Origin of the sequence: Streptomyces sp. NBC_01775 (genome assembly GCF_035917675.1) — a bacterium.
Taxonomy (GTDB): Bacteria; Actinomycetota; Actinomycetes; order Streptomycetales; family Streptomycetaceae; genus Streptomyces.
Genome location: NZ_CP109104.1, coordinates 6,626,076 through 6,650,895, shown reverse-complemented (window position 1 = coordinate 6,650,895; position 24,820 = coordinate 6,626,076). Strand labels below are relative to the sequence as shown.

The following is a 24,820-nucleotide window of genomic DNA, read 5'->3' as shown; positions in this document are numbered from 1 at the left end:
CCTGTGTGCTGGTCCGGTACGCCTCACTCAGGGGCGGGGGAACACGGCACGGACACCCGCGGGTTGTCCCAGGCACGGCGGGAGCGGGAACGCGGATGACGGGGTTGACCGGGATGACGGGGATCAGGACGTACGGCGACGCCAAGGGCGCCGCGTGGGACGCGCTGAGTACGGGCCTGGAGGGCACGCTGCTGCGCCCCGGAGACCGCGACTACACGGCGGCCCGCAAGCTGTTCAACCCGCGTTTCGACACGCTGCGTCCGGCCGCCGTCGCCTACTGCGCGGGGCCCGGCGACATCGCCGAGTGCCTGGCCTTCGCGCGCGGCCACGGGATACCGGTGGCGGTCCGCAGCGGGGGACACTCCTACGCCGGCTGGTCCAGCGGCCGGGACAGGCTCGTCATCGACGTGCAGATGATGGCGAAGGTGACGGCCTCGGGGCGGGCCGCGACGGTTGGCGCGGGGGCCAAACTGATCGACGTGTACAGCGCGTTGAGCGCCCACAAGCGCACCATACCGGCGGGCACCTGTCCCACCGTCGGGGTCTCGGGGCTGGCTCTGGGCGGCGGCATCGGCGCCGTGTCGCGCGCCTACGGGCTGACGTCCGACAGCCTGACGGGCGCCCGGCTCGTCACCGCCGACGGCAGGCTGCGCGAGGTCGACGCGGACACGGACGGCGATCTGTTCTGGGCGCTGCGCGGCGCGGGCAACGCCCAGTTCGGCGTGGTCACGTCGCTGGACTTCCGCACCCATGTGGCGCCCTCGTGCGTGACGTTCTTCCTCCACTGGCCGTGGTCGACGGCGGCTGCCGTGCTGCGCGAGTGGCAGCGCTGGGCGCCGATGGCTCCGGAGGAGATATGGGCGAACCTCCATCTGACGGCACCGGCGGGCGGCAGACCGGGCAGCGTGCGGTTGGGCGGGCTGTCGCTGGGCGCCCGCCGCGAGCTGGAGAACCAGCTCGACCGGCTCGCGGGCCGTATCCGCGCCCCGGCCTCCGACGTGTCACTGCGGCGGCACTCGTTCATGGACGCCATGAAGGTGATGGGCGGCGTCTCGGGCTGGACCCTGGCCCAGGCCCACCAGCGCGGCACGCTGCCGGGCCGTACGAAGCGGGGGCGGGTGGTCCGCGAGTCGTACGCGGCGCGCTCGGACTTCTTCACCCGCGCGCTGCCGCCCGCCGGGGTCCGCGCGCTGCTCGCCCGTGTCGAGCGGCTGGCCGGACTGAGCGGCGGGGGCGCGGGGATGGTCGCGCTGGACGCGCTGGGCGGGGCCGTCAACCGGGTGCCACCGGACGCGACGGCCTTCGTGCACCGGGACGCGCGCTTCCTCGCGCAGTACCTCACCTCCTGGCCCGACCGGGCGCAGGCCGCCACGGTCGCGGGGCACCGCGAGTGGCTGGACGGCACGCACGCGGCGATGCGCGGCTGGGCCGGCGGAGGCGCCTACCAGAACTACGCGGACCCGGCGCTGCGTGACTGGCGACGGGCCTACTACGGAGCCAACGCCGAGCGGCTGGCGAAGGTGAAGGCCGCCTACGACCCGGAGCGGCTCTTCGCCACACCCCAGACACTGTGAGCCGCCACCGCTGTGAACCGCCGCCCCTCTGCTCCGCCGCGACGGTGAGACGCGGGACGGCGGTGCCGTATCCGCGGGTGGCGGTGGGTTCGGCACCGCCGATCACGCCGTAGAAGGGGAGCAGGCCGCCCCCTCCTTCCGCCGCGACGGTGAGACGCGGGACGGCGCGGGTCGGCGGTGCCATCCCCACCGCCACCGGTGAGTCCGGCACCGCCGGTCACGCCGTATGAGGTGCTCGCCGTCGCGGCGGGAAGGAAGCGTGCTCGCCGTCGCGGCGGGAAGAGCGGGCCCTTGCGGCCCGTACGCTGGCCCTCGCACCATCGTCGTACGTACCGAGGAGTTCCGCCGTGCTCGTGCTGTTGCCGCCGTCCGAGGGGAAGGCCGAGGGCGGCAGGGGCCGTCCGCTGGACCTGGAGTCGCTCTCGCTGCCGGGGCTGACACCGGCGCGCGAGCGGGTGCTGGACGAACTGGTCGACCTGTGCTCCGGGGCGTCCGAGGCCCCCGAAGACACGGACAAGGCCCGCGAGGTGCTGGGACTGAGCGAGGGGCTGCGCGGCGAGGTCGCCAAGAACGCGGCGCTGCGCACGGCGCCCGCGCGCCCCGCCGGGGAGATCTACACCGGCGTCCTCTACGACGCGCTCGGCCTGGCCTCGCTCAGCCCGGCGGCCAAGCGCCGCGCCGCACGCTCGCTGCTGGTCTTCTCCGCGCTGTGGGGCGCGGTCGGGATCAAGGACCGTATCCCCTCCTACCGGCTTTCGGGCAACGTGAAGCTGCCGGGCACGGGCTCCCTCGGCGCCTACTGGCGCGGCCCGCTGGAGTCGGCGTTGCCCGAGGCGGCGGGCGGCGGGCTGGTGCTGGACCTGCGCTCCTCGGCGTACGCGAACATGTGGAAGCCGAAGGGCGAACTCGCGCGGCGGACGGCCACGGTGCGGGTGCTCCAGTCGCAGTTGGTGGACGGCGTGGAGAAGCGCTCCGTCGTCAGCCACTTCAACAAGGCGACCAAGGGCCGCATCGTGCGTGCCCTGCTGGAGGAGGGCGCCGTGCCGAAGACGCCGGCCGCGCTGGCCGCGACGCTGCGCGGGCTGGGCCACACCGTGGAGGGCGACGAGGAGCCGGGCGCGACGGCGCTGGACGTCATCGTCACCGAGCTGTAGCCCGCGCAGCCCCCTCCGTATCGTCGCCGTTGCACACTCCGCAACGAGCGTTGCGGAGTGTGTGGCACGGGGGCAGGATACGAGGCATGACTTCCCCCGGCGCCCCCTCCCCTTCCGGCTCCCCCGGCCCCTCCGTGCTCGACCTCGCTCCCGTCGTCCCCGTCGTCGTTCTGGAGGACGCCGAGGACGCCGTGCCGCTCGCCCGCGCCCTGGTGGACGGCGGGCTGCCGGCGATCGAGGTGACGCTGCGGACCCCGGCGGCACCCGAGGCGATACGGGCCATCTCCGCCGAGGTCCCCGAGGCGGTCGTGGGCGCCGGGACCGTGCTCTGCGCCGACCACGTCCGTACGGCGGTCGAGGCGGGGGCGCGCTTCCTGGTCAGCCCCGGCTGGACGGACCCGCTGCTGGCCGCCCTGCGCGAGCCGGGCGTGCCGTTCCTGCCGGGTGTCTCCACGGTCTCGGAGGTGGTGGCGCTGCTGGAGCGCGGAGTGACGGAGATGAAGTTCTTCCCCGCCGAGGCCGCGGGCGGCATCCCCTATCTGAAGTCGCTGGCCTCTCCCCTGCCCCAGGCCCGCTTCTGCCCGACGGGCGGCATCAGCGCGGCGAACGCGCCCGTCTATCTCGCCCTGCCCAACGTCGCCTGTGTGGGCGGCACATGGATGCTGCCCGCCGACGCGCTCGCGGCCAAGGACTGGGACCGGGTCCGCGCCCTGGCGGCCGAGGCCTCGGCGGTGCGCACCACCGGATAGGTTGCGCACATGGCAACTGAGGAGACGGGTGGGCCGGCTGAGACGGCCTGCCCCTCATGCGGCGGGACACAGGTGCGCACGGTCGCCGAGGCGCGCGGCGGCAAGGGCGCCATGCGCAAGGAGTTGAACAGCAGGCTCGCCCCCGGCCCCGAGAAATCGGGGGACGGCTGCATCCATTTCCTCGAAGGCATGGTGATCACCGGCATCGGTGTGGCGCTCGCCTACACCGGCGTCGATCAGGGCAAGCCGCTCTACACGGCGGGCGGCGTGGCGCTGGCGGTGCTCGCCTTCATCGGCACGATCGCCGTCGTCCGCGGCGACAGCCGGGAGAAGTCCGCCGAGACGGCGGGCGAGAGCCTGGCGGCACGGGTGTGGGATCCGGCGCGCTACTGCTACGACTGCGAGACGGTCTTCTGCCCCGGCGGTACACCCTGGCAAGGGTCGCTGACACCGGAACAGTTCAAGAAACTCGTCTGGACCGAGGCGTGCTACCACCGCCAGCTCGGCCACGACAAGGCCGCCGACGCCGAAATACCGCCGGGGACCCTGCCCGGTTGAGGCGCGAAGTGACGTGAGCGCGCCGACAGCCGCCGTCAGTGCCGCAGGTGCGCCGTGTCGTTGAGGAGGCGCAGGGAGGCGTTGCCGTCCGCGTAGTAGGCCACGGCCGAGAGGGACGCGGCCGACAGCTCCATGCGGAACAGGGCCTCGGGCGGGGCCCCCAGGGCGAGGCGGACCAGCGTCTTGACGGGGGTCACGTGCGTGACGACCAGCACCGTGCGGCTCGCGTAGCGCGCGAGCAGCTTCTCGCGGGCCAGTGACACCCGCTCGGCAACCGTCCCGAACGACTCGCCGCCGCCCGTGGGCCGCGCGGCGGTGGAACTGAGCCACGCCTGAAGGTCTTCGGGGTGGCGCTCACGGACCTCGGCGAAGGTCAGGCCCTCCCAGTCGCCGAAGTCGGTCTCGCGCAGGCCCTCGTCCGTGCGGACGGGCAGGCCGAGGCGCTCGGCGACGGCGGCGGCCGTCTCCTGGCAGCGGCGCAGCGGGGAGGCGACGACGGCCTGGATGGTGCCGCGCGCGGCGAGCGCCTCGGCCACGGCGGCGGCCTGACGGCGTCCCACGGCGGAGAGTTCGGGATCGGAGCCGCCGCTGCCGGAGAAGCGCTTCTCGGGCGTCAGCGCGGTCTCGCCGTGCCGCAGCAGGACGAAGGTGGTGGGGGTGCCCATGTCGGCGCCCCAGCCCACGCGCGGCGCCGAAGCGACCGGCTCGGCGCCGGGGCCGGCCTCGGCCGCGACAGGCGCGGCAGGCGTGGCGGGTGCGGCGGACGAGGCGGGTGCAGCGGATGGGGCGGACGAGGCGGCCAGTTCGGCGCTGGAGGAGCCCGGGTCCCACCGCTCACCGCGCTTGCCCGCGTCCATGGCCTCGTTGGCGAGGCGGTCGGCGTGCTTGTTGTCCTCGCGCGGGATCCACTCGTAGGTGACGGCCTCCGGCGGGAAGACGGTCTTGGCCTCCGTGGCGAGAGGGCGCATGTCGGGGTGCTTGATCTTCCAGCGGCCCGACATCTGCTCGACCACGAGCTTGGAGTCCATGCGCACCAGAACGGCGGCATCCGGGTCCAGCTCGTGCGCGGCGCGCAGCCCCGCCAGCAGGCCGCGGTACTCGGCGACGTTGTTGGTCGCGTGCCCGATGAACTCCGCGGTCTCGCGGAGGGTTTCGCCGGTCGCGGAGTCCTTGACCACGGCCCCGTAACCGGCGGGGCCGGGGTTGCCCCGGGAGCCGCCGTCGGCCTCGACGACGAAGACGCGGCGTGCCGTCACAGACCGGACTCCGGGGTACGCACCAGGATGCGGCGGCAGTTCTCGCAGCGCACCACCTCGTCGGCCGGGGCCCCGCGCACGTCATTGACCTCGGTGATGTTCAGCTCCAGGCGGCAGCCCTCGCAGCGGCGCTGGTAGAGCTTGGCGGCGCCGACGCCGTTCTCGCGGTCGCGGATCTTGTCGTAGAGCTTGAGGAGGTCGTCGGGGATGGTGCCCGCGACGGTCTCGCGCTCCTTGCGCACCCGCTCCAGCTCGCTGTCGATCTCCTCGAGTGCCGTATCCCGGCGCGCGGTGGTCTCCTGGACGCGGGCTCCGACGGATTCGACGCGCCCGCCCAGTTCGACGGCGCGCTCCTGCGCGGACTCGTGGCGCTCCATGACCTCCAGGACGACATCCTCCAGGTCGCCCTGGCGCTTGGCGAGGGAGGCGATCTCGCTCTGGAGGCTCTCCAGGTCCTTGGAGTTGGTGACCATGCCCGAGTCCAGACGGCTCTGGTCGCGGGTCGCGCGCTGGCGGACCTGGTCGACGTCCTGCTCGGCCTTGGTCTGCTCGCGGGCGGTGTCGCTCACCTCGGTCTGTGCGGCCACGAGCAGGTCGCGCAGCTGGGCGAGGTCGGCCTCCAGCCGCTGGATCTCCTCGTGCTCGGGCAGGGTGGTGCGCTTGTGCGCGAGCTGTGTCAGGCGGGTGTCGAGGGCCTGGACGTCGAGCAGGCGGATCTGATCGGCGGGCGCGGCGTTCAGTTGGGGGCTCCCGGGGTGAAGTCGTGTTGGGAAAGGGAAGTGCGCTCGTTCGGTGCTGCGGCGCCTGTGCTGGTGCCTGTGCCTGTGCCGTCCAGCGAGGCGGCGTGCGCCGTCCACGGGTCGGTGACCGTGCGCGAGACAGAGGTGCGCAGGTCCCATCCTTCGCGCTCGGCGACGGCGTCGAGCTGCGCTGCGGCCTGTTCGCACCAGGGCCACTCGGTGGCGAAGTGGGCGGCGTCCAAGAGCGCGAGCGGGGATTGCTCACGGGCCTCGGAGGCGGGGTGATGGCGCAGGTCGGCGGTGAGGTAGGCGTCGACGCCGGAGGCGCGTACGGCGTCGAAGAGGCCGTCTCCCGAGCCGCCGGAGACGGCGACCGTACGCACCATCTGGTCGCGGTCGCCCGCCGCGCGGACGCCTTGCGCGGTGACCGGCAGCCGGGCTGCCGCCAGCTCCGCGAACTCGGCCAGCGGCAGCGGCCGGTCCAGCTCGCAGATCCGGCCGAGCCCGCGCCGCCCGTGGGGGTCGGTCGCGTCCGGCACCAGCGGGCGCAGCACGCGCAGCCCGAGGGCTCCGGCGAGCGCGTCCGAGACGCCGGGATCGGCGGTGTCGGCGTTGGTGTGGGCGACGTGCAGCGCGACCCCGTTGCTGATCAGGGTGTGGACGACCCGGCCCTTGAAGGTGTCGGCGGCCACGGTGGTGGTGCCGCGCAGATACAGCGGGTGGTGGGTGACCAGCAGCTCGGCCCCGGTGCTGACCGCCTCGTCGGCGATCTCCCGCACGGGATCGACGGCGAACAGGACCCTGCTGACACGGGCTTCCGGGTTGGGGACATCGCCGCAGACGGTGCCGACGGCGTCCCACTGCTCGGCGCGTTCGCGCGGCCACAGGGCGTCGAGCGCTGCGATGACTTCGGAGAGTGCGGGGTGTGCGGGCACGGGGGCAAGGCTACCTGCCCGGCCCGAGGTCACTCCCAGCCCGGTCGCCGCCCGCCGAGGCCGTCACTCAGGGCGCACAGGAGAGGGCGCGGCGGCGTTGAGGAGGTAGTTCTCCTTCCAGGTGAAGCCGGGGCGGATGGAGAAGACCGTGGGCGCGATGGCGGAGAGCTGCTTGTACTTGTCGGCCGCGCGCAGCTGGCTGCCCAGGATCAGGTCGGGCTTCAGCTTGGCGATGGCCTCCAGGTTGAGGTTGTTGATGGTGCCGACGTTCTGCGGGTGTCCGGCCGCCTTCTCGAGGTAGCCGGGTACGGCCTTGCCGCCCTCGGCCGGTCGGTGAGGGCCAGGGCGGCGGCGAGGGGGAGGGCGACAGCGGCGGCGGTGCGCCGGGCACCGCTGCTCGGGCGTAGAGGCATGTGACACTCCGTGCATCGTCGGGAGAGCCGGCGCCGACCCGGCACCACTTAGGCAACCCTTACCCAAGCCCACCCGGCCGGGGACGGCAAGCCGTACCCCCGTGGCCCCCACCATGGAAAACGCCCCCCAGCACAGCCCCGCACACCGCATCAGGCGAACCCCGAAGTCCGTCACCCTTACGTGTGAAGCGCCTCAACACGCGTTGTTCGACTGCGAGTACGACCCCTAGCTTCGTCACTGGAGGTGACCGAAGCATGGCTGTGAGTGTCACGCGCGTCATGAACGACAGCTTCACGGTCGCGGCGGACGGCTCGTACGCCGCCCGGCTCAGCTCCCGTGGTCCAGGACTCTGGTTTCCGGAGCGCTGGACACTCGGGGGGCCCGAGCCCTACGCGGTGCCGCTGCCCGTGGAGCAGCCCGAGGAAGCCGACAGCCCGGTGCTGCCGCTCGCCGACGGCCGGGTGCTCATCGCCCGCCGCACGGGAGGGGCGTACTGCATGTCGCTGCTGTACCCCTCGGGTCCCGACACCGGCGAGCTTCGGCTGGGGAGCGTCGAGACGGGCCGCCTCGTCCTGCTGCCGCCCGCGCCCTGCGGCACCCGCGCCTATGCGCTGACCCTCGCCCAGGACGAACGTTCCACCACCGTCTGGCTGGTGGCGGGCGGCTCCTCCGGGGGGCCGGAGCGCGTCGCCCAGCTGGAGGGCCGGTGCACGGGCGGCGCCTGGCTGGACCGCGAGGGCCGGCTGCTGGCCCTGGACCGCGAGGCGCCCGACGGCCGAACGGCGGAGACGGCCGGTCCTTCCGGCGCGGCGGGGCCTTCCGGCGCGGCGGGGCCTTCCAGCGTGGCGGGTGGGGCGCCGGTCAAGACGGTGGCCGTCGATCTCGGCAGAGGCGGCGAGGTCTCGCCGCTGCTCCAGATCGCCGAGGAGAGCAACGACCGGCTGCTGCTGGCCGATCCGGACAGCGGACTGCTGCTCGTCCGCTCGGACGCGCCCGGCGAGGACCGGCTGGGCTGGGGCGTGGTGGGCAGCCACCGGCCCATCCGCTTCCCCGAGGTGCTGCACCCGGCCGGTACGCGGCTGACGCCGATCGCCGTACAGCCACGGCAGACGCTGCTGCCCGAGTGCTGCGGGGTGGCGCTGCGCGTGGACGCGGGAGGGGGCACGTGGCTGGCCGTATGGCGGCCGGGGCTCAAGGAGTTGCGGCACATCGCGAGCCCGCCGGGCTGGCTGACGGGCAAGGGCCTGTGGACGGCCGCCGGCGACCTCCGCGTCCCGTACGCCACCGCGCACGACCCCTGCGGCCTGGCCACGATGCGGGCCCCCCTGACGGAGGCACCCGTCCCCGCACAGGCTCCCGTGCCTGACCCGCGCGCCGAACCGGGCCCGCGCGCCGAGCCGGGCCCAGGAGCGGGCGCCGGGCCGGACGCGGCCCCGGCTCCGGGCTCCGCACAGCCAGGTGTCCAGCCCGGGGCCGCGCAGCCCGCTCCGCCGCAGCGCCCGCAGTCGACGGCCCGCCCCACGTCGCCCGCGCAGTCACCTCCGTCCGGTCCGGTACCGTCGCCCCGTCCGGGGTCGCCGTCCGGCCCGGCGGCTCCCGCACCCCCTGCCGTGCCGCCTCCCGCTCCGCCCCAGCGGGATCCGCGTACCCGGGACGGCGACGTCACGGGTCTGCAACATCACGGTCACGGAGCACCGCCCTCCGGACGGTGGGATTCCGTAGCTCGGAGTGGAGTTTCCGCAGGCGGCGCCGCGTCGTTCGGGGCCCTGACTGGTTCGGTCTCGAAACCGGTGCCCCTCCAGCAGGCGCCGCTGACCAGCGGAACAGCGTGATCCGGCCACAAAACGGCGTGGGAGCCGTTCGACATCGTCGATAAACTCCGCTGGGTACGACGGCAGCAAGAGATTGACGGAGTGACGTTCACGATGTCCGACACCCAGACCGACGCGCCAAGCGACCAGCAGACGGCCGGCGAGGGAGACCACCGGGGGAAGCACCGGGGTGCGGCAGCCGCCGCCGAGGAGCAGCGGCAGACCGTACCCGCCCAGGGCCGCCACCGCCGTCCGGCCCAGTAGACCGCGCGGCAGACCGCGAAACCGCGCACACGCACACGCGCACCGGGGGGCTCGGCCTCGGCCCTCAGCCTTTCTTGAGGCCGAGCACCTCCCCCGCCGCGAAGCTCTCCTGCGGGGAGCGCTCGGCGAAGTACGGGGTCAGCCGCTCATCAAGCTCCTCGAAGGTGAACACCTCCTTGGCCGTGTCGAACTTGGCGGCCACCTTGGGCCGCTCCAGCAGCGCGACCATCCCGCCGTGCACCACCAGCAGCTGGCCGTTGACCTTCCCGGCTGCGGGCGAGGCGAGGTAGCCGACCAGCGGGGAGACGTGTTCGGGGGCCAGCGGGTCGACGCCGTCGGCCGGTACCTCGAAGCCCTGGAAGACGTCCTCGGTCATGCGGGTGCGCGCCCGGGGGCAGATGGCGTTGGCCGTCACCCCGTACTTCGCGAGCGCGCCCGCCGTCGAGGTGGTCAGCCCGACGATGCCGCCCTTGGCCGCCGCGTAGTTGGGCTGGCCCGGCGATCCGGCGACGAACGCCTCGGACGAGGTGTTGATGACGCGCCCGTAGACCGGCGCTCCCGTCGCCTTGGACCGCTCCCGCCAGTGGGCGGCGGCGAAGTGGGTGGTGTTGAAGTGGCCCTTGAGGTGCACGCGGATGACCGAGTCCCACTCGTCCTCGCTCATCGAGAAGACCATCCGGTCCCGCAGGATGCCGGCGTTGTTGACCACGATCTCCAGCGAACCGTAGGTGTCCAGCGCGAGCCGCACCAGCTCGTCCGCCTGCGCGAAGTCGGCAACGTCCCCCTGGTGCGCGACGGCCTCGCCACCTGCCGCACGGATCTCGGCGGCGACCTGCTCGGCGGGCGCGGCCGACGCCTCGCCGCTGCCGTCCCTTCCGGGCCGGCCGTAGTCGTTGACGACGACGCGCGCGCCCAGCCGCGCCAGCTCCAGCGCCTCGGCCCGCCCCAGGCCCCGCCCGGCGCCGGTGACGAGTGCGGTCTTCCCCTGGAGAGCCTGTAGACCCTGCACAGACATGGGTGTGTCCTCCCGGTTGCTCACGGTGGGGCGCTGTTTGCCGTGCGGCGCTGCTTGTTGTGCGGCGTTGCCAGCCGTGCGGCGCTAGAGGGTGATGCTGGTGCGGAGCGCCTCCCCCGAGCGCATCTGGTCGATCGCCTCGTTGATCTCGCTCAGCCGCACCCGGTGGGTGATCAGCCCCTCCAGGTCGATACGGCCCGCGCGCCACAGCGCTATCGCGCGGTCGTAGGAGCGCAGGACATCGCCGCCCCCGTAGAGGGAGGGCAGGATGCGCTTCTCGTCGAAGAACAGCTCGAACATGTTGAACTGCACCTGGTCGTCCATCGCCCCGGCGCCGACCACGCACAAGGTCCCGCCGCGCCGGGTCGCCTCGTAGGCGGCGCGGGCCGTCGCGGACTTGCCGACGACCTCGAAGACGTAGTCGAAGCCCTCGTCTCCGGTGAGCCGCCCCTTGGCGTCGGCGAGTCCCTCCGGCGCGACGGCCTCGGTGGCGCCGAAGCGGAGGGCCGCCTCGCGGCGGGCGGCCACGGGGTCGACGGCGACGATCTGAGCGGCGCCGCACGCCCGCGCGCCCTGGATGCTGCTGACGCCGACCCCGCCGCAGCCGATCACGGCCACCGACGAACCGGGCTCGACCTGCGCCGTGTTGAAGGCGGCGCCCAGCCCCGTGGTGACGCCGCAGCCGATGAGCGCGGCGATCTCGAACGGGACGTCGTCGGGGATCGGCGTCGCGCACGGCGCGTCGAGGACGACCTCCTCGGCGAAGGTGCCGGTCCCGGCGAAGCCGAACAGGTCCGTGCCGCCCGTCGTACGGCGGAAGTTGGGGGTGCCCGCGTTCATGAACCCGGCCAGGCACAGGTGGCTTTGGCCGCGACGGCACGAGGGGCAGTTGTTGCACGCCGGCAGCCAGCACACCAGCACCCGGTCCCCGGCCTTGACGTTGCTGACCCCCTCCCCCACCTCCAGCACCTCACCGGCGCCTTCGTGGCCCGGCACGAACGGGGCGGGCTGCGGCAGGACTCCGCTCATCGCGGACAGGTCGGAGTGGCACAGGCCGGTGGCCCGGATCCGCACCCGCACCTTCCCCGGCCCGAACCCGGCTGCCTCGATGTCCTCCAGCACCTCAAGCTTGTCCTGCCCGGTCTCCTGCAATACCGCTGCGCGCACGTTGACTCCTTCGGCTACGAAAGGCTTGGGGCAGTCTGCGGCCAGGGGCCGCAGGGTGGGCCAAGTCACCGGTCGGCGCCCGCCGGTCCGCACCACGACGGCGCGGGGGCGCCCTATGTGTGCGTCACGACACCGTCCCCCAACACCGGCGCGTCCTCCCGCTCGACGGCGGTAGCCGTCACCTGGAGGCGGCCAGGCGCTACGCGCCACACCCGCACGCGCAGCGTCTCGCCGGGGTACACCACCCCGGCAAACCGCACGCCGTACGAGGCGACCCGCGAGACGTCCCCCGCCAAGGCGTGGTCCACCACGGCCTTGAGCGCCATTCCGTACGAGCACAGCCCGTGGAGGATCGGCCGCTCGAATCCGGCCAGCCGGGCGAAGTCGGGGTCGGCGTGGAGCGGGTTCCAGTCGCCGGAGAGGCGATAGAGCAGCGCCTGCTCCTCCCGCACCCGCCGCTCGACCACGAAATCGGGCTGCCTGTCGGGGACGTCGAGGCGCCCGGAGGGCCCCCGGCTGCCGCCGAAGCCGCCTTCGCCGCGTACGAAGATCTGGGCCTCGCTGGTCCACAGCGGGCCCTCCTCGTCGGCGACGTCGGTGCGCAGGACGAGGATGGCGGCCTTGCCCTTGTCGTAGACGTCCGTGACCCGCGAGGTGGAGGTGGCGCGTCCGCTGACGGGGAGGGCGCGGTGGCTGTCCACGGACTGGGTGCCGTGCAGCACGGCGGCCAGGTCGACATCGATGCCCGGGGACGAGAGCCCGCCGACGACCCCCATGCCGGCGCCCGCGACGGTGGCGAAGCTGGGCAGGACGTGCAGCGCGCTCTCCAGGGTGTAGCGCAGCTCGGCGGGGTCGGTCGCGGGCACTCCCGCGCCCAGGCCCAGGTGGTAGAGCTGGACGTCCTTGTGGTCCCAGGAGATCTCCGTGCTGCGGGGCTCGGCGGCGAGCGCCTTGGCGACGTCAATGGGCATCGGGGCTGGGCTCCTTGGGTCCTCGGGGTGCCTTGTAGTCCTCGGGGTGCCTGTAGTCCTCGGGGTCTCGGGGTCTCGGGTGCTCGGGGTCTCGGCGGGCAGGGGCTGTGGGCCGCACGTGGGGGCGTGCGGTGAAGACCCCGGCCCGGCCGTCCGCACCGTCGGCCGGACCGGGGCCGCTTCCGACCGGTCAGGCGCGTGCCCGGCCCTTCGTGACAGGCAGACCGGGAATGAGAACACGTTCTAACCGATCGGCTACCTGTATAACGCACGCCCTCGCACATGGGAAGACCTGACACTGCGTCAGGCAGACCGTGCCCCTGAGCCTTCAAACAAGCGGTCCGTGCACGGTGGGCCTGAGCCACCCGACCGTCATCAGCGCCCAGGGCGGGGAGGTCGAACGGGGCTCGCTACGCGGGTGCGGTCGATGAGTTTGGAGGGCGATAGGAGTCTGATGGAGGACACCCGATCTCTGGAGGCTGCCCCATGGCTGAACCACACGTTCTGGAAACCCGGACAGCTCTGGAAAGGGCGATCCACGTCGAGCGGTCCGCGCTCGCTCAAGACCTCACCGGGCTCAGCGAGCCCCAGTGGGCGAAAGCATCACTGTGTGAACGCTGGACCGTGGAGGAGGTCGTAGCCCATCTGACGGCAGGTGCCAGCACGAGGATGTGGCGCTGGCTGCTGAGCATGCTGGCCGCTCGGTTCGACCCCGATCTGCACAACGACCGACGACTCGCAAAGCACCGTGGTGCTACACCTGAAGAGACCTTGCGGCGATTTCGCGAAATTGTCGACGGGCCTGCCGGGCCGACACGACATACTGCGGCCTGGCTGGGCGAAATAGTCGTCCACAGCGAGGACATCCGTCGGCCATTGGGTCTTGTGCGGACACCCCCGGTGGCCACGACGACCGCCGTGGCCCGGTTCTTCGCCAGCCGCGATTTCACCGTCGCGAGCAACACTGCAATCGCGGGCTTGCGGGTCGAGGCCACAGACGGACCGTTCACCACCGGCTCGGGGGATCTGCTCCGGGGGCCGACCCTCTCGCTGGTGATGGGGATGGCAGGCCGCGCAGCGGCCTGCGAGGACCTTGAGGGGGACGGTGCGGCAATCCTGCGCGCCCGACTGCGCTCAGGTTGAAGAACAAGCAATCGCTTGACGTTCTAACGTTGGGAGCCGGTTGCTCTCAGAGGCACGCCGCACTTACGTGCAGTCCGGTCTGGGGATCGGCTTCATCGTAGGAACGGTGAGGAGAGCGGCTCGTCAGCCCTCCGAAGGATCGTGCGCTGCATCATTGGATGGACGGCGCCGGGGTTTCGTCCCCTTCTTGTGGTGGGTGGGCCGGGCGTATGCCTCCCCGGTCGCAAGCTCGGGCGCTGAGCGCTGAGCGCTGAGCGCTGAGCGCTGAGCGCTGAGCGCTGAGCGCTGAGCGCCCGCAGCCCGTGACATTTGTCCCTGCCGACCCTCCACATTCGTATCTGCCGAGGCCAGGGGCGTGCTCCGTAGCGTCTTCACCATGACGACAGCGAGCCGGAACTCCACGGCCCTCAGACGCCCCGAGCGCTCCGGGCACCCCGAACAGCCCCCCGCCACCAGCGCGGTGGCCTGCACCCGGGTCGTGCGCACCTACGGCCCCGTGCGGGCCGTCGACGGGCTGGACCTCCACATCGGGCGCGGCGAGACCGTGGCGCTGCTCGGCCGCAACGGCGCGGGCAAGTCCACCACCTTGTCCATGCTGCTGGGCCTGCTGCCGCCCACCGAGGGCACCGTCTCCCTCTACGGGAGCGAGCCCGAGGCGGCTGTGCGCTCCGGACTGGTGGGCGCGATGCTCCAGGACGGGCGGCCCGTCCCCCGGGTCACCGTGCGCGAACTGGTCTCGTTCGTCGCCTCCACCTATCCGGCTCCGATGCCCGTCGAGGAGGCGCTGGAGCTGGCCGGGATCGCCTCCCTCGCCGCGCGCCGGATCGACCGGATCTCCGGCGGGCAGGCGCAGCGGGTGCGATTCGCCATCGCGCTGACGGGCAGCCCCGAGCTGATCGTCCTGGACGAGCCGACGGCGGCGCTGGACGTCGAGGCGCGCCGCGCCTTCTGGCAGTCGATGCGCGGCTACGCGGAGCGCGGCAACACGGTGCTGTTCTCCACCCACTACCTGGCGGAGGCCGAGGAGAACGCCGACCGGATAGTGGTGATCGACCGGGGCCGGGTCGTCGCCGACGGCAGCGGCGAGGAGATCCGGCGCGGCGCGGGCGGCGGCGCGCTCGTCGCCTTCGACCTGCCCACGGCGCCGGACGGCCTGCCGGGATCGGGGCCGGACGGACTGCCGGGGTCGGGGCCGGACGTGCCCGAGGAAGAACGGAGGCCGGACCTCGCGGGTCTGCCCGGTGTCGTCTCGGCCGAGGTGCGCGGCGGCCGGGCCCGGCTGCGTTCGGCCGACTCCGACGCGACGGTGCTCGCGCTGGCCGGGCTCGGGCTCGTACGCGGCCTGGAGGTGGCCCGGCCCAGCCTGGAGGACGCCTTCTTGGCGCTGACCTCGGGCCCGGGCACCTTTGACGGCTCGGACACGGCCATGGTGGAGCGGAAGGACGCGTGATGCGGGACTACATCCTCCTGGAGGTCCGCAGAACGCTGCGGGACAAGGGCTTTGTGATCTTCGGCATCGGAATGCCGGTGCTGATGTACGTGCTGTTCACCCACATCGGCGCCGCCTCGGGGGGACAGGACGACTGGCGGGTCGGCGTCATGGTCTCGATGGCCGCCTACGGCGCGCTGGGCGCGGCGCTCAGCTCGGGCAACGGCGTCGCCGAGGACAAGGCGCTCGGCTGGCTGCGCCAGCTGCGGATCACCCCGCTGAGCCCCACGAAGGCCGTGGTCGGCCGGGGCATCACCAGCTCGGTGACGGTGCTGCCGGCGATCGCCGCCGTTCTGCTGGTGGGCGCCGTCGTCAACGGGGTGCGGCTGGCGGCCTGGCAGTGGGTGGCCCTGGTGGTGCTGCTGTGGCTGGGCACCGCGCCCTTCACCCTGCTGGGCCTGGGCAACGGGTACCGCCTCAGCTCGCAGACCACCGGGCTGGTCAACACCGGCTGCACGCTGGGGCTCGCGCTGCTGGGCGGGCTGTGGTTCCCCTCGGTGGCCTTCCCCCGCCTGCTGCGGGAGCTGTCGGGCTGGACACCGGCCCACCGCTTCGCCGACCTGGGCTGGAGCGTCACCGAGGGCCACCTGCCGGGCCCGACGACGGTACTGGTGCTGCTCGCGTGGCTGGCGGCCTTCGGCTCCTATGCCGTGTACGCGTACCGTCGAGCGGCACGGGAGGTGTGAGCGGGCATGGACGTCACGTCGTGGATGAAGTGGGCCGAGAGTCCCACGAAGGCCGAGGAGCGCGCCTGCCGGACGGCCGAGCGCGCCAGGGAGCGGGCCGAGGTGGGCAAGGGGCCGGGCAAGTACACCTTCCTGCCCTGGCTGATCATGGGGGTGGGCGCGTTCTCCAACATCCTCCAGGGCAAGGCGGGCAACCCCTGGATCGGCGGCCTCGCGCTGCTGGCCTTCAACTCGCTCTACATCTTCGTCGTCTTCGCCGCCTTCGACCCCCGGCGCAAGGACACCACGGCGCCGCTGCTGGGCCTGGCGGGGCTGACCGCGGTCACCTTCGCCGTCGCGGTGGGCTACGGCGACACCTGGACGATGTTCTTCCCGCTGCTCTCCCTCGCCTCCGGCACCGTCCGGCAGCTGAGGGGCAAGCCGCTGGCGCTGTGGCTGATCGCGTTGAGCGGCGCCGCCGGCTGGATCACCGGCTGGAAGCACGGCGCCGGAAGTGACGGCTGGAGCGCCTGGGGCGTCGGCTACGGAACGTTCGTCTCCGGCATGGTCACGGCGGCCGTGCTCAGCCTCTTCGACACGGTCCGCCAGCTCGACGCGACCCGGCAGGAGCTGGCGCGGACGGCCGTCGAGAAGGAGCGGCTGCGCTTCTCCCGCGACCTGCACGACCTGCTGGGCCACACCCTCTCGGTGGTCGTGGTCAAGGCCGAGGCCGTGCGGCGGCTGGCCTCCCGCGACCTGGACGCCGCGCTGGGGCAGGCCGCCGACATCGAGGCGGTCGGCCGGCAGGCGCTGACCGAGATCCGCGAGGCGGTGACCGGATACCGCGAGGGCAGCCTCAGCACCGAGCTGGAGCGGGCGCGCTCGGTGCTGGAGGCCGCGGGCATGGAGCCGGTCGTCCGTCAGTCGGGGCCGCCGCTGGCGCCGCAGGCCGAGGCGCTGCTGGGCTGGGTCGTCCGCGAGACGGTCACCAACACCGTGCGGCACAGCGGGGCTTCGCGCTGCGAGATCGAGGTGCGGGCCGCCGATGACCGGGTGCGGCTGACGGTCACGGACGACGGGCGCGCCCCCGGACCTCGTCCCGTGGGGCCCGGTGGCCCCCATGAGGAGAACGTCGGCGGCGGGAACGGGCTGAAGGGACTGGCCGAACGACTGGCCGCCGCCGGAGGCACCCTGGACAGCGGACCCGATGGCCGGCGCGGCTTCCGGGTCGTGACCGAACTGCCCGTGGACACGGAGGATCCCATGCGCACACATGTCGGCACCGTTGAGGGGGCCGGCCGGTGATCAAGGTCCTACTCGCCGAGGACCAGGGCATGATGCGCGGCGCGCTCGCCCTGCTGCTCGGTCTGGAGGAGGACATGGAGGTCATCTCCCAGGTCGCCTCCGGCGACGAGATCGTGCCCGCCGCGCTGGAGGCGGAGCCGGACATCGCGCTCCTGGACATCGAGCTGCCCGGCCGCAGCGGTCTGGACGCCGCCGCCGAGCTGCGCGAGCGGCTGCCCTCGTGCGCCGTGCTGATCCTCACCACCTTCGGGCGGCCCGGCTATCTGCGCCGCGCGATGGAGGCGGGCGCCTCCGGGTTCCTCGTCAAGGACGGGCCCGTCGAGGAGCTGGCCGGGGCGATCCGGCGGGTGCTGGCGGGGGAACGGGTCATCGACCCGGCGCTGGCCGCCGCCGCGCTGAGTGCCGGGCCCAACCCGCTGACGCCGCGCGAGCGGGACGTGCTGTCCGCCGCGGCCGACGGCTCCACCGTCGCGGACATCGCCGGGCGGCTGCACCTGTCGCAGGCGACGGTGCGCAACTATCTGTCCGCGGCGATCGGCAAGACCTCCACCCGCAACCGGATGGAGGCCGTGCGCACGGCCCGCCAGAACGGCTGGCTGTAGTCCGGATCGGCCGACGGCAGCCCGGAACAGCTGGCCGCAGCGGCTCATTCGGGGTGGCTCATTCGGTGGCGCGGGCGGGCTCGGAGGCTGTCCCCTCGACGTCCCCGACCTCCCCGACCTCCCCGACCTCCCCGACCTCCCCGACAACGGTCTCCGGCTCCGTCCTCCGGGGCAGGGCGAAGAGCATGAACAGCACACTGGCCGCGAGCACGACGGCACCCGTGCGGAAGGCCGTGCCGTAGCCGTCCGCGAGCGCCACCGGGTTCTCGTGGCCGTCGGTCCGCGCCGCGGCGACCGTCGAGAGGACGGCCAGGCCCAGCGCGCCGCCCATCGTGCGCCCGGTGCCGAACAGCCCGGAGAGCAGACCCGCCTCGCCCGGGTCCTTCGTCGCGGTCGCGATCGTGGCCAGCGGGGTCGCGGCCAGCCCGGCGCCCAGCGCCATCAGCACCCCCGGGGCCAGGATCGTCGCCGCGTAGCCGCCGCCCGTGTGCACGGAGCTCTGCCACACGTAGCCGAGCCCGGCCATCGCCGTGCCGGTGACGGCGAGCGCGCGGTCTCCGATCCGCGCCATCAGATACGGGGCGGACTTGGAGCCCAGCACGATGCTCAGCGAGTGGGGAATCATCGCGAAGCCCGCCTGGAGCGGGGTGTAGTGGAGCACGTTCTGGGTGTAGAGGGACAGGAAGTACCACATGGCGAACGTCGCCAGGCCGTTGATGAAGATCGACGCGTTCGCGGAGGAGACCGCGCGGCGGCGGAAGAGCCGCAGCGGCACCAGCGGCTCGTGCGAGCGGGCCTCCACCGCGACGAACAGCCCCAGCATCGCCAGCCCGGCGAACAGCGGGCCCAGCGCACTCGGCGCCGTCCAGCCCGCCGTGTCCGTCCGCACGATCCCGTAGGCGACGGCGCCCAGGCCGAGGGTGACCAGCAGTGCGCCCGGCACGTCCAGCCGCCGCACCCTCGTCTCCCGGCTCTCGGTCAGCCACACGGCCGCCGCCACCAGCACGAGCGCCCCCACAGGGACGTTGATCAGCAGCACCCAGCGCCAGGACAGCGTGTCGGTGAGCACCCCGCCCACCAGCCCGCCCGCCGCGCCGCCCCCGGCGCCGACCGCCGACCAGGTCGCGACCGCCTTCGTCCGGGCGGATCCCTCCGGGACGGAGGTGGTCAACAAGGTGAGGGTGGCGGGCGCCAGAATCGCGGCGCCCATGCCCTGGACACCACGCGCGGCGAGCAGGTGCCAGGGCTCCTGCGCGAGGCCGCCGGCGAAGCTGGCGGCGGTGAACAGCGCCAGCCCCGTCAGGAACACCGCCTTCCGCCCGAACAGATCGGCGGCCCGGCCACCCAGCAGCATCAGGCCCGCGAAGGTGAGGGTGTAGGCGTTGAGGACCCACTGGAGCCCCGACTCCGAGAGGGCGAGGGTCCGGCGCATCGAGGGCAGGGCGACGTTGACGACGGAGACGTCGAGCACGACGAGGAACTGCCCGGCACACGCGGCGAGGACCACCGCCCACAGGCGGGCTTTTGACGAGGCGTCGAGCGTGCTGGGTATGCCGGTACCGGCGGAGGTCTGCGCCATGGCGACCATCGTCGCACCGCACCGCTGGAGGCTCTCTGGGGTTTTCCCGCCCTCGGCGCCCGCGCGTACCCAGGGCGCGGCTGAGCGCCCTATGGCGCGTATCGAGGCGTGATCAATGAGCACCGCAGCTTCCGGGGCGGGTGCCCGTCTGGGGTACGGGGCCGGCGATCTGCGGCTGCGCCGTGCGGGCGCGAGTGACCGGAAGCGATGCCGCAGGCAGGCAGCGGGACCCGAGGACCCCGGCCGTGTGCCATCCGGGACGGTGCGTCAGAGCATGGCGAGCCGGTCCACCAGCAGCTCCGTCCTGCGCTCGGTGTCCTCCGGCGGGAGCCGTCCCGCTCTGGTCAAGGTGGCCAGTCCGTGCAGGGACGCCCAGAACGTCTCGGTGAACAGCTCCGGGCGCACGCCGTCCCCGGCGACCTCGCTGAGGCACTCCAGCAGCGCGGCGAAGGCGTCCTTCAACGGTTCGGGGGTGTCCTCCTGCGCGTACGCCAGGCCGCCGTCGAGCTGGAACAGGGCGTCGTAGACCGCCGGATGGCGTTCGGCGAAGGCGAGGTAGGCACGGGCCAGCGCGGTGACCCGGGCGCGGGGGCCGTCGGCGGCGGCGGTCGCGGCCCGCATCGCCACTGCCATCTCGGCGGCGCCTTCGAGGGCGACGGCGCCGATGATCTCGCGCTTGCCGCGGAAGTGGCTGTAGAGGACGGGCTGGCTGTATTCGATGCGTTCGGCGAGCCGCCGGGTGGTGACCGCGTCCCAGCCCTGCTGCTCGGCGAGTTCGCGGGCCGTGGCCACGATGAGGCGCTCGCGGCTGACCCGTTCGCGCTGCTTGCGTTCCTGTACCGACATGATTCGATCCTAGCATCGCTAGACAATCGAGCGACAGAAGCTATAGCGTTGCGTCATCGTCTAGCAGCGCTAGATCCCAGGAGGGGTCATCATGCTCAATGCACTTGAGGTCGTCACCATCGTGGTCGTCGGCGTGATGGTGGGGGTGGAGTCCTCCGTCCCCCTCTTCAGCAACCCGATCCTCAACGCACTCCCCGGCGACAACGGCCTGCGTGGCCGCGTCCACGGGGCCCGACTGGGCGGCGCCGTGATGCCGTTCTGGTACATCGGCTCGCTCGTCCTCGTCGGGGTCTGGGCCGTCGCCGGATGGGACAACGACGGCACCGGCCTCGTCGTGACCGCCGGCGCGCTGCTGATCGTCAGCGTGCTCATGTCGATCCTGGTGCTCGTCCCGATCAACAACCGGGTCAAGACGTGGACCGCCGGCAGCCGGCCGGCCGGCTGGAAGGAGCAGATGAAGCGCTGGGACCGCTGGCACTACGTCCGCGTCGCCGTCATCATCGCCGCCTTCGCCTGCCTGGCGACCGCCCTCACCTGAGCCCGCGGGCCGGCGCGGCGCCGGTGGCGCACAATCCCCGCTCCCCGGGCGGCAGCGGGCCACCGAAATCCCGACGCCCGGGCATGCGGCTGCCGCTGAGAGTCCACACCTGCGATCCCGACAAGCTACGCCCCTCGATCACCTGCGCGGCTCTCGGCTCTGGTTCGGGTGAGGTCTTTGATCCAGATCACCGAGGCACGCAGGTGAAGCCCGGCGAGGTGGCTTTCCGGGGTCTTGCCGTAGCGCGTCGCGATGCCCCGCCACGCCTTCAGTTTGTTGATCAGACGCTCGACGGTGTTCCTCTCCTTGTGGAGCTCGGCGTCGTGGTCGACGGGGCGTCCCCCTTCGCGGCCCTTCAGCTTCCGGTTGGCGGCCTGGCCCCGTTTCTCCGGGATGACGGCCTTGATGCCCCGCCTGCGCAGGTGGGCGCGGTTGCCGCGGGAGGAGTACGCCTAATGGGAAGTGAAGGCCGGTGGAAGCTGACCTTCAGGGGCGCGAACCCTGCTCAGCACGGCGAGCGTGCGCCCTCCCGCCGCCCTCCCCTCAAATGTCACGGCCACGTAACACGACGAACCGGGCGTGAACTCCCGTGGCAGCGCCCGCATCTCACCTCGCAGTAACAACGGAAAGGAAAACATTCATGCTTCGCACACGGCGCTCACGTTTGATCGCCTCCTCTCTCGTGGCCGCCACCATGGGCCTGACTGTCGCCGGTTTCCAGGCGGGGGCGGCCGAGTCGTCCTCCTCGGACAGCACGGCGAAGGCCGGCAACGCCACCAAGGCAGAGGCCACCTGCCTGACCGACGCGACGACGCTGCTCGGCGATCTCGATGGTGACGGCAACCAGGACATGATCAGCAACCCTGGGCACACCGGCACCAAGATGACGATCCGGTGGGGCACCGACAGCGGCGGGTGGGGTGACAAGGTCGCTGTCAAGGACCTTCTCGGCGCGAAGAAGGGTGAGGTCGCGACAGCCGCCGTCGCCGACTTCCAGAACGACGGCACCCTGGACCTGGTCGTCAACATCGTCGAGCCGGCCGACGGCGACGACCCCAACAACGCGCGCCTCGCGGAATACCGCCCCGGCCCGGTCAACCGGACGGACCTGGGCTCCGCCGACTCCCGGCACTCCGACATCGGAGAGCACGGCGAGGCCAAGGAGCTTCGGGTCGCCAACTTCAACAAGGACGAGTACCCGGACCTCGCGATCCTCAACAACGGTGGGGACGGGCAGCTGGACCGGGACGTGCGCCTGTCGGAGTCGGACAACGGTCCGGGCGAATTCAACTACGACGACTTCCTGAAGTACGGCGAGGCCGGGGCGCTTTCCGACCCGCCGTCCATGCCCAGCGACGGCTGGAAGCAGTTCTACAAGCCCTGCGCGTAATTTCTTACCGGGTGCCGCCGCCGAGTCCCAGGACCGGCGGCGGCACTTCGGTATCGGCCCCCACGCACCCGAGCAAGCCCCCGCCCCACGCTTCAGCGGCCCTGTTCTCGTATAACTACGGCCAGGTGGTGTGTAGCTATCGGTTAGGCTCAGGGGTTCGTTTGGCTCGCTGGAACATCAGACGCCGATCGCCTGCTCGTCGTGCTCGCGCAGCATCCGCATGACGGTGGCGGGTGAGGGGTGCTGGCCCTACGTCGCTGGCCTCCAACTCCTCAGCGAGGTGGGGCGCCAGGCGGAAGCGGGCGGTGTGGTACTGGATGGCCACCATGCCCTTGCCGGTGCGGCAGGGCGAGCCCGCGGGGGCGGCGCAGGTGGACGTCGGGCAGTCGTGGGCTTCCACGCGCGTGAAGTCGTCGGTCACACACCGGAGCGTTTGATGAGGATGTTTCAGGCTTCCAGTCTTTTGCAACAACTCATGAAACATGGTCGCCGCAGGTGAGCGGCCGGGCAAGCGCCTGTTTCATGAGTGGTCACCTATGAAACGTGGGTCGTCAACTGGTCAGGTGATCGCGGCCCGCGCCCGGTGCCTGCGGACGGCGTCGCGGTTGGCGCAGCGCTGGGAGCAGTAGCGCTGTCGTCCGGTGCGCGAGGTGTCGGCGAAGGCCGTGTCACATTCAGCCGTCTCGCAGCGCCGTAGCCGGTGCATGCCCCGGCCCGCCAGATGGAATGCGGTGCCGACCGCGAACAGCGTGAACAGTACGGAGCCGAGCGGCTGTTGCGCGTCCCGATAGTGCAGATGCCAGTCGGCACCGGGGTGGGTGGTCAGCCGCGGGTAGGCGGCGGCCTCGGCCAGCATTCGGTTCAGCAGATCGGCGCGCTCCTGCTCCCCTGCGGCGTCGACGACCCTCTCCCAGGCGTCGAGTGCGGCCTGGGCGCGGCCGAGATCGTCCGCTGTTACCGGGCGCTCCATCATGAGCCCGGCGTCGCAGCAGCGGTCCGCCAGCTCATCCGCGCTCTCAGGCCGGCGGTTGGCCAGCTCCGCGGCCAGGTTCACCGCATCCTCGCCGTAAGGGTTGAGTAGCATAAGGCCATTACAACAGTATGGCCGGCGTGACACAACAAACCGCCGGACGCGCCGGATCCCAGGTCCGCGACCCGTGGCGCTATCGCTGGATCGTGCTGGGCATTGCCACCTTCACGCAGGCTGCGTCCGGCTTCTTCGTGGGCGGCCTCGGAGCGCTCAGCGTCCACCTTCAGCGCGCCCTGGACCTGAGTACGGCGCAACTGGGCCTGCTCGTCTCGGCGGCCCAGCTCGTGCCGTTGGCCGGGCTGCTGGTGGCGGGCGAGCTGCTGGACCGTTACAGCGAGCGCTGGGTGGTCGGGATCGGGGCCGGCGCGGTCGGGCTGGCTCTGGGCGCGGGGAGCCTGGCGCCGGGATACACGGCCCTGCTGGTCGCGCTGTTGGTGGTCGGCATGGGATACAGCACCGTCCAGCCGGGCGGGAGCAAGTCGGTGGCGTCTTGGTTCGGCACGTCACAGCGCGGCTTCGCCATGGGTATCCGGCAGGCTGGGCTGCCGCTGGGGGCGGCGCTCGCCTCGGCCGTACTCCCCCTCGTCGCCGCAGAGTTCGGCTGGCGGGCGACGCTGCTGACCGGCGGCTTTATCGCGTTGCTTGGAGCCGGCCTCTTCATGGGCTGCTACCGCCGGCCACCCACACTGCCCGCCCCGCAGGACAAGGAACCCTCGGACCGGCTCGCGGCACAGCTCCGCGCCCGGCTGCGCATGCTCCGTGAACCGTCCACGGTGAAGATCATGCTGTCGGGAACCAGCCTGATCTCGGTGCAGTACGGCGTGGGCATCCTGACGGTGCTCCACCTCCACCAGGCGTCATCGGTCGGCGCCGGGAAGGCGGCCCTGGTCCTGGTGGCCTCCCAGGGGGCGGGCGTTGCCGGCCGGATCTGCCTGGCGGCATGGAGCGACCGGAGCAGGTCCGGGCGCTATGCCATCGTGCTGGTCTGCATGGTCGCCGTGATCGCCGGGCTGGCCGTGCTGATGACACCGGCCGGGAGTGCACCGGTCGTCGCTTCCGGCGTCTTCGTCTGGCTCGGCTTCTTCGGCTTCGGCTGGTACGGCCCGTGGGTCGCCTACGTCACCGAAGCGGCTCCGCCGGGCAAGACCGGCTTCGCCCTGGGGCTGGCCATGTCCGTCAACCAGATCGCCATCGTTACGGTGCCGCCCGTGCTCGGCCTGCTGGTCGACCTCACCAGCAGCTTCACCCCGGCCTGGGCACTGCTGTCCCTGTTGACCGTCGTAGCCCTGGCGGTCACGGCCAAGGCGGAACTCCCCACCCGCCGACGCGTCTCAGACCACTGACCCTTCACATCAGGCGCAGCCCGGAGGCGCTGGACGACTTCTCCGCCCGCTCCGAGCGCCCAACTCTGTCCAGACCTCAATCAGGTCCTCCGGCTCCCAGTCCTGCCTCACGCCCCCGCCCCTTGCCCGCCGAGATCACTCGTTAAGCTCAACGAGCCGACTGGCAGCGGGAAACGAGGCCCGGACCGTTACTCAGCGCTGCACGCCACCTGGCCGTAGCTATACGAGAACAGGGCCTCAGCAGCCGTCCGACGACGCCGAGTCGGGGCACGGGATACTGCT

At 72.3% G+C, this 24,820-nt stretch carries 24 protein-coding genes and 2 pseudogenes; 14 read left to right on the top strand and 12 right to left on the bottom strand.

What is annotated here, in order from left to right:
* Window positions 1-95 precede the first annotated feature (95 nt).
* The 4 genes from OHB04_RS29630 (at window position 96) to OHB04_RS29615 (ending at window position 4,035) form a co-directional block, all read left to right on the top strand.
* A complete protein-coding gene (locus OHB04_RS29630) occupies window positions 96-1,574 on the top strand; it encodes an FAD-binding oxidoreductase (RefSeq protein WP_326690687.1) in 1,479 nt (492 codons plus the stop codon).
* A 347-nt stretch (window positions 1,575-1,921) separates the two neighbouring features.
* Window positions 1,922-2,728: a peroxide stress protein YaaA gene (gene yaaA / locus OHB04_RS29625; RefSeq protein WP_326808651.1), complete on the top strand. Its 807-nt coding sequence runs from the start codon at window positions 1,922-1,924 to the stop codon at window positions 2,726-2,728.
* A gap of 86 nt (window positions 2,729-2,814) precedes the next feature.
* Window positions 2,815-3,477 carry a bifunctional 4-hydroxy-2-oxoglutarate aldolase/2-dehydro-3-deoxy-phosphogluconate aldolase gene (gene eda / locus OHB04_RS29620; RefSeq protein ID WP_326808650.1) on the top strand — a complete coding sequence of 221 codons (663 nt, stop codon included), beginning with the start codon at window positions 2,815-2,817 and terminating at the stop codon, window positions 3,475-3,477.
* Between the two features lie 9 nt (window positions 3,478-3,486).
* Window positions 3,487-4,035 (top strand): MrpF/PhaF family protein, encoded by a 549-nt coding sequence (locus OHB04_RS29615; protein WP_326690684.1) that lies wholly within the window; start codon window positions 3,487-3,489, stop codon window positions 4,033-4,035.
* Between the two features lie 35 nt (window positions 4,036-4,070).
* On the opposite strand, the gene OHB04_RS29610 is transcribed toward OHB04_RS29615, so the two are convergent.
* The 4 genes and pseudogenes from OHB04_RS29610 to OHB04_RS29595 all read right to left on the bottom strand — a co-directional run.
* Complete coding sequence (locus OHB04_RS29610) at window positions 4,071-5,291, bottom strand: bifunctional RNase H/acid phosphatase (protein WP_326690683.1); 1,221 nt, start codon at window positions 5,289-5,291, stop codon at window positions 4,071-4,073.
* Entirely contained in the window at window positions 5,288-6,031 is a 744-nt protein-coding gene (locus tag OHB04_RS29605; protein ID WP_326692976.1) for a zinc ribbon domain-containing protein, read from the bottom strand. The genes OHB04_RS29610 and OHB04_RS29605 overlap by 4 nt, the downstream gene beginning before the upstream one ends.
* Window positions 6,028-6,966 carry a Nif3-like dinuclear metal center hexameric protein gene (locus tag OHB04_RS29600; protein WP_326808649.1) on the bottom strand — a complete coding sequence of 313 codons (939 nt, stop codon included), beginning with the start codon at window positions 6,964-6,966 and terminating at the stop codon, window positions 6,028-6,030. The genes OHB04_RS29605 and OHB04_RS29600 overlap by 4 nt, the downstream gene beginning before the upstream one ends.
* 87 nt (window positions 6,967-7,053) lie before the next feature.
* Window positions 7,054-7,296: pseudogene (locus OHB04_RS29595) on the bottom strand (ABC transporter substrate-binding protein); the annotation flags it as partial.
* A gap of 338 nt (window positions 7,297-7,634) precedes the next feature.
* Here OHB04_RS29595 and OHB04_RS29590 point away from each other — a divergent pair.
* Together OHB04_RS29590 and OHB04_RS29585 are read left to right on the top strand one after the other, a co-directional pair.
* Window positions 7,635-9,212, top strand: coding sequence for a hypothetical protein (locus OHB04_RS29590; protein WP_326808648.1), 1,578 nt, complete (start codon window positions 7,635-7,637; stop codon window positions 9,210-9,212).
* Window positions 9,213-9,305: 93 nt separating this feature from the next.
* On the top strand, window positions 9,306-9,455 hold the full coding sequence (locus OHB04_RS29585; protein ID WP_326690680.1) for a hypothetical protein: 150 nt from the start codon (window positions 9,306-9,308) through the stop codon (window positions 9,453-9,455).
* A 64-nt stretch (window positions 9,456-9,519) separates the two neighbouring features.
* Here the strand turns inward: OHB04_RS29585 and OHB04_RS29580 are convergent, their stop codons facing one another.
* The 3 genes from OHB04_RS29580 to OHB04_RS29570 form a co-directional block, all read right to left on the bottom strand.
* Window positions 9,520-10,470 (bottom strand): 3-oxoacyl-ACP reductase, encoded by a 951-nt coding sequence (locus tag OHB04_RS29580; RefSeq protein WP_326690679.1) that lies wholly within the window; start codon window positions 10,468-10,470, stop codon window positions 9,520-9,522.
* 84 nt (window positions 10,471-10,554) lie between these two features.
* Complete coding sequence (locus OHB04_RS29575; protein ID WP_326690678.1) at window positions 10,555-11,637, bottom strand: Zn-dependent alcohol dehydrogenase; 1,083 nt, start codon at window positions 11,635-11,637, stop codon at window positions 10,555-10,557.
* Between the two features lie 113 nt (window positions 11,638-11,750).
* Window positions 11,751-12,608, bottom strand: a complete 858-nt coding sequence (locus tag OHB04_RS29570; RefSeq protein ID WP_326690677.1) for a MaoC/PaaZ C-terminal domain-containing protein — start codon at window positions 12,606-12,608, stop codon at window positions 11,751-11,753.
* A 486-nt stretch (window positions 12,609-13,094) separates the two neighbouring features.
* Here OHB04_RS29570 and OHB04_RS29565 point away from each other — a divergent pair, with 486 nt between their 5' ends.
* The 5 genes from OHB04_RS29565 (at window position 13,095) to OHB04_RS29545 (ending at window position 17,812) form a co-directional block, all read left to right on the top strand.
* Window positions 13,095-13,751, top strand: coding sequence for a maleylpyruvate isomerase family mycothiol-dependent enzyme (locus OHB04_RS29565; RefSeq protein WP_326690676.1), 657 nt, complete (start codon window positions 13,095-13,097; stop codon window positions 13,749-13,751).
* Window positions 13,752-14,127: 376 nt separating this feature from the next.
* On the top strand, window positions 14,128-15,201 hold the full coding sequence (locus OHB04_RS29560; protein WP_442814977.1) for an ATP-binding cassette domain-containing protein: 1,074 nt from the start codon (window positions 14,128-14,130) through the stop codon (window positions 15,199-15,201).
* Window positions 15,201-15,926, top strand: coding sequence for an ABC transporter permease (locus tag OHB04_RS29555; RefSeq protein WP_326808647.1), 726 nt, complete (start codon window positions 15,201-15,203; stop codon window positions 15,924-15,926). Before OHB04_RS29560 ends, OHB04_RS29555 begins: the two co-directional genes overlap by 1 nt.
* A 6-nt stretch (window positions 15,927-15,932) precedes the next feature.
* Window positions 15,933-17,210, top strand: coding sequence for a sensor histidine kinase (locus OHB04_RS29550; protein ID WP_326690674.1), 1,278 nt, complete (start codon window positions 15,933-15,935; stop codon window positions 17,208-17,210).
* Window positions 17,207-17,812 (top strand): response regulator transcription factor, encoded by a 606-nt coding sequence (locus OHB04_RS29545; protein ID WP_326690673.1) that lies wholly within the window; start codon window positions 17,207-17,209, stop codon window positions 17,810-17,812. The genes OHB04_RS29550 and OHB04_RS29545 overlap by 4 nt, the downstream gene beginning before the upstream one ends.
* 58 nt (window positions 17,813-17,870) lie before the next feature.
* Here the strand turns inward: OHB04_RS29545 and OHB04_RS29540 are convergent, their stop codons facing one another.
* Together OHB04_RS29540 and OHB04_RS29535 are read right to left on the bottom strand one after the other, a co-directional pair.
* Complete coding sequence (locus tag OHB04_RS29540) at window positions 17,871-19,391, bottom strand: MFS transporter (RefSeq protein ID WP_326808646.1); 1,521 nt, start codon at window positions 19,389-19,391, stop codon at window positions 17,871-17,873.
* Window positions 19,392-19,658: 267 nt separating this feature from the next.
* Entirely contained in the window at window positions 19,659-20,237 is a 579-nt protein-coding gene (locus tag OHB04_RS29535) for a TetR/AcrR family transcriptional regulator (protein WP_326690671.1), read from the bottom strand.
* 91 nt (window positions 20,238-20,328) lie between these two features.
* Between OHB04_RS29535 and OHB04_RS29530 the strand changes: the two genes are divergently transcribed.
* Entirely contained in the window at window positions 20,329-20,775 is a 447-nt protein-coding gene (locus tag OHB04_RS29530) for a DUF1772 domain-containing protein (protein WP_326808645.1), read from the top strand.
* Between the two features lie 125 nt (window positions 20,776-20,900).
* Here OHB04_RS29530 and OHB04_RS29525 read toward each other — a convergent pair.
* A pseudogene (locus OHB04_RS29525) lies at window positions 20,901-21,227 on the bottom strand (transposase); the annotation flags it as partial.
* A 188-nt stretch (window positions 21,228-21,415) separates the two neighbouring features.
* Between OHB04_RS29525 and OHB04_RS29520 the strand changes: the two are divergent.
* A complete protein-coding gene (locus tag OHB04_RS29520; protein WP_326690669.1) occupies window positions 21,416-22,165 on the top strand; it encodes an FG-GAP repeat domain-containing protein in 750 nt (249 codons plus the stop codon).
* A gap of 136 nt (window positions 22,166-22,301) precedes the next feature.
* Here OHB04_RS29520 and OHB04_RS41965 read toward each other — a convergent pair whose 3' ends face one another.
* Both OHB04_RS41965 and OHB04_RS29515 read right to left on the bottom strand, forming a co-directional pair.
* Window positions 22,302-22,649: a zinc finger domain-containing protein gene (locus OHB04_RS41965; RefSeq protein ID WP_442814976.1), complete on the bottom strand. Its 348-nt coding sequence runs from the start codon at window positions 22,647-22,649 to the stop codon at window positions 22,302-22,304.
* A gap of 75 nt (window positions 22,650-22,724) precedes the next feature.
* Window positions 22,725-23,249 (bottom strand): CGNR zinc finger domain-containing protein, encoded by a 525-nt coding sequence (locus OHB04_RS29515; protein ID WP_326690668.1) that lies wholly within the window; start codon window positions 23,247-23,249, stop codon window positions 22,725-22,727.
* Between the two features lie 17 nt (window positions 23,250-23,266).
* Here OHB04_RS29515 and OHB04_RS29510 point away from each other — a divergent pair, with 17 nt between their 5' ends.
* Complete coding sequence (locus OHB04_RS29510; protein WP_326690667.1) at window positions 23,267-24,538, top strand: MFS transporter; 1,272 nt, start codon at window positions 23,267-23,269, stop codon at window positions 24,536-24,538.
* Window positions 24,539-24,820 lie beyond the last annotated feature (282 nt).